Source organism: Rhizobacter sp. Root1221, from assembly GCF_001425785.1.
In the GTDB taxonomy this organism is placed as follows: domain Bacteria; phylum Pseudomonadota; class Gammaproteobacteria; order Burkholderiales; family Burkholderiaceae_C; genus Rhizobacter.
Genome location: NZ_LMDI01000063.1, coordinates 1 through 4,498, shown reverse-complemented (window position 1 = coordinate 4,498; position 4,498 = coordinate 1). Strand labels below are relative to the sequence as shown.

Here is a 4,498-nt window from a genome sequence, read left to right as displayed (position 1 = left end):
CGCGCCGGCCGGAATGGTGACGGTGGCCACGCCGGTGAAGTCGGCGCCGTTGGCGGCCGTGCCGGTGTAGGTGACCTGCACGGTGACCGGGGTCAGCGTGGGGCTGGTCAGCGAGACGGTGTAGGTGGCGGAGGCGCCCTCGGCGACCGAGGTGCTGCCCGACAGGCTCAGCGTGGTGGTGTCGGCGTTGTCCACCACGGTGGTGGTGGCCGAGCCCGACGAGTTCAGCGATTCGAACGTGCCGCCGGTGTGGCCGGTGACGGACGTGGTGACGGTGTCGTCGGCCTGGACGTAGGCGTCGTCGGCGCGCACGGCAAACGCCGCCGTGGTGGTGGCGGTGGACGCGGTGTCGACGGCCTCGAAGTTGCCACCGGTGGTGCCGGTGATGGACACGACGGTGTCGACCGAACCTTGCACGTGGRCGTCGTCGGCCCGCACGGCGATGGACGGACTGGTGGCGGCGCTGGCGCCCACCGGGATGGTGACGACCTGGCCGTTGCTCAGCGTGACGGCGAACGGTGCACCCGTGACCGGGTTGTTCACCGAGACGGTGTAGGTGAGGGTGCTGCCTTCGGCGACCGAGGCGCTCGACGGCGTGACGGTGACCACCGTCTGGTCCGTGTCGTCGGTGACGGACGTCGTGGCGGTGCCCGACGTGTCCAGCGATTCGAAGTTGCCACCGGTGCGGCCGGTGACCGTCACGTTCAGCGTGTCGGTGCCTTGCACGTAGGCGTCGTCGGCCCGCACGTTGAACGCCGGGCTGGAGCCAGCAGTCTGGCCCACCGGGATGGTGATGGTCTGGCCGTTGCTCAGCGTGAGCACGACCGGGGCGCCTTGCACCGCGTTGCTGAGCGTGGCGGTGTAGGTGATGGAGCCGCCTTCGGTGACCGAGGCGGCGGATGCGGTCAGCGTCAGCGTGGTGGTGCCGCTGTCATCGGTGACGGTGGTGGTGGCGGTCGAGGCCGTGTCCACGGCCTCGAAGTTGCCGCCGGTGGTGCCGCTGATCGACACGACGGTGTCGACCGGCCCTTGCACCTGGACGTCGTCCGGACGCACGGCCACCGCGGCGCTGGTGGCCGAGCTGGCGCCCACCGGGATGGTGACCGCCTGGCCGTTGCTCAGTGTCACGACGAACGGCGAGCCCGTGACCGGGTTGTTGACCGAAACGGTGTAGGTGAGCGAGTTGCCTTCGGCAATGGACGTGGCAGACGGGGTCACGGTGACCACGGTCTGGTCACCGTCGTCGGTGACGGTGGTCGTGGCGGTGCCGGCGGTGTCGAGCGATTCGAAATTGCCGCCGGTGCGGCCGGTGACGGACACGGCCAGCGTGTCATCGGCCTGGACGTAGGCGTCGTCGGCCCGGACGTTGAACGGCGTGGTGGCGCCGGTGGTCTGGCCGACGGGGATGGTGATGGTCTGGCCGTTGCTCAACGTGAGCACGACCGGGGAGCCCTGCACGGCTTGGCTCAATGTGGCGGTGTACGTGATCGAACCACCTTCGGCGACTGACGTGGCGGAAGCTGTCAGCGTCAACGTGGTGACATCGCTGTCGTCGTTGACGGTGGTGGTGGCGGTCGACGTGGTATCGACGGCTTCGAAGTTGCCGCCCGACGTGTTGGTGATCGAGACGACAGTGTCCACCGAACCTTGCGCGTGGGCATCGTCGGGGCGCACGGCGATGGCCGGGCCGGTGGCCGAGCTGGCGCCTACCGGGATCGTGACGGTCTGGCCGTTGCTCAGCGTGACCACGAATGGCGAGCCCGTGACCGGGCTGTTCACCGAGATGGTGTAGGTGACGGCGTTGCCTTCGGTGACCGACGTGCTGGACGGAACCACGGTGACCACGGTCTGGTCGGCGTCGTCGGTGACGCTGGTGGTGGCGGTGCCCGCCGTGTCCAGCGACTCGAAGTTGCCGCCGGTGCGGCCCGTGACGCTGACGTTGAGCGTGTCGGTGCCTTGCACGTACGCATCATCGGCGCGCACGTTGAATGCCGGGCTGGCGCCGGTGGTCTGGCCCACCGGGATGGTGATGGTCTGGCCGTTGCTCAGCGTGAGCACGACCGGGGAACCCTGCACCGCCTGGCTCAGCGTGGCGGTGTAGACGATCGAGCCACCTTCGGTGACCGACGCGGCAGAAGCGGTCAGTGTCAGCGAGGTGGTGTCGCCGTCGTCGGTGACCGCGGTGGTGGCGGTGGAGGTGGTGTTGATCGCCTCGAAGCTGCCACCCGAGGTGTTGCTGATCGACACGACGGTGTCCACGTTACCCTGGGCGTAGGCGTCGTCGGCGCGCACGGCGATGGCGGGGCCCGTGGCCGAACTGGCGCCCACCGGGATGGTGACGACCTGGCCGTTGGACAGCGTGACGGCGAACGGCGAACCCGTGACCGTGTTGTTCACCGACACGGTGTAGGTGAGCGCATTGCCTTCTGCAATGGACGCGGCCGAGGCGGTCACCGTGACCACCGTGGCGTCGGTGTTGTCGGTCACCGTGGTGGTGGCCGTGCCGGTGGTGTCGAGCGACTCGAAGTTGCCACCGGTGCGGCCGGTGACGGTGACGTCCAGCGTGTCGGTGCCTTGCACGTAGGCGTCATCGGCCCGCACGTTGAACGCGGGGCTGGTGCCGGTGGTCTGGCCCACCGGGATGGTGATGGTCTGGCCGTTGCTCAGTGTCAGCACCACCGGCGAACCTTGCACCGCATTGCTCAGCGTGGCGGTGTAGACGATGGAGCCGCCTTCGGTGACCGAGGTGGCGGAGGGCGCCAGGGTCAGCGTGGTGGGGTCGGTGTCGTCGGTGACGGTGGTCGTCGCGGTGGAGGTGGTGTTCACCGCCTCGAAGCTGCCCCCCGAGGTGCTGCTGATCGACACGACGGTGTCGACCGCGCCTTGCGCTTGGGTGTCATCCGCGCGCACGGTGATGGCCGGGCCGGTGGCCGAGCCGGCGCCCACCGGGATCGTGATGGTCTGGCCGTTGCTCAGCGTGACGACAAACGGCGAACCCGCCACGGGGTTGTTCACCGAGACGGTGTACGTGAGCGTGTTGCCCTCGGCGATCGACGAGGCCGACGGGGTCACGGTGACCACGGTGGCATCGGCGTCGTCGGTCACCGCGGTGGTGGCCGAACCGGCGGTGTCGAGCGACTCGAAGTTGCCTCCGGTGCGGCCGGTGACGGAGACCGTCAGCGTGTCGGTGCCTTGCACGTCCGCGTCATCGGCCCGCACGTTGAAGGCCGGGCTGCTGCCGGTGGTCTGGCCCACGGGGATGGTGATCGCCTGGCCGTTGCTCAGCGTCAGCACCACCGGCGACCCGGTGACGGCGTTGCTCAGCGTGGCGGTGTACGTGATGGAACCGCCTTCGGTGACCGAGGCGGCGGACGCGGTGAGCGTCAGCGTGGTGACATCGCCGTTGTCGGTGACGGTGGTCGTGGCCGTGGACGCGGTGTTGACCGCCTCGAAGGCGCCACCCGAGGTATTGGTGATCGACACGACGGTGTCCGCCGAGCCTTGCACGTGGGCGTCGTCCGGGCGCACGGCGATGGCCGGGCCGGTGGCCGAGCTGGCGCCTACCGGGATGGTGATGGTCTGTCCGTTGGACAGGGTGACCGAGAACGGCGCGCCCGTGACCGGGTTGTTCACCGCGACGGTGTAGGTGAGGTTGTTGCCTTCGGCGATGGCCGTGGCCGACGGCGTGACGGTGACGACGGTCTGGCCGGCATCGTCGGTGACCGCGGTCGTGGCCGTCGAGGTGTTCGCGATGGCCTCGAAGTTGCCACCGGTGCGGCCGGTGACGGTGACGTTCAGGGTGTCGGTACCCTGGACGTAGAAGTCGTCGGCCCGCACGTTGAATGCCGGGCTGGTGCCGGTGGCCTGGCCCACCGGGATGGTGATGGTCTGGCCGTTGCTCAGCGTCAGCACCACCGGCGAACCGGTGACGGCGTTGCTCAGCGTGGCGGTGTAGACGATGGAACCACCTTCGGTGACCGAGGTGGCCGACGGGGTGAGCGTCAGCGTGGTGGCGTCCGCATCGTCGGTCACGGTGGTGGTCGCCGTGGAAGCCGTGTTGATCGCCTCGAAGTTGCCACCCGAGGTGTTGGCGATCGACACGACGGTGTCGGCGTTGCCCTGGGCATCCGTGTCATCAGGGCGCACGGCGATGGCCGGGCCGGTGGCCGAGGTCTGGCCCACGGGGATGGTGATGGCCTGGCCGTTGCTCAGCGTGACCACGAACGGCGAGCCCGTGACCGGGTTGTTCACCGCGACGGTGTACGTGAGCGAGCCACCTTCGGCGATGGTGCCCGCCGACGCGGTGAGCGTCACCGTGGTGGTGTCGATCGTGTCGTCGATGCGGGTGACGGGCTCAGCGTGACCACGAACGGCGAGCCCGTGACCGGGTTGTTCACCGCGACGGTGTACGTGAGCGAGCCACCTTCGGCGATGGTGCCCGCCGACGCGGTGAGCGTCACCGTGGTGGTGTCGATCGTGTCGTCGATGCGGGTGACGG

The 4,498-nt window shown here is 69.1% G+C and carries 2 protein-coding genes; both read right to left on the bottom strand.

The window, feature by feature from the left end:
• Positions 1–4,314, bottom strand: a 4,314-nt coding sequence (locus ASC87_RS27320) for a beta strand repeat-containing protein (protein WP_369820802.1), incomplete at its 3' end; no start/stop codon positions are given.
• Positions 4,311–4,498, bottom strand: a 188-nt coding sequence (locus ASC87_RS32550) for an immunoglobulin-like domain-containing protein (RefSeq protein ID WP_162255215.1), incomplete at its 5' end; no start/stop codon positions are given. The genes ASC87_RS32550 and ASC87_RS27320, both read right to left, overlap by 4 nt.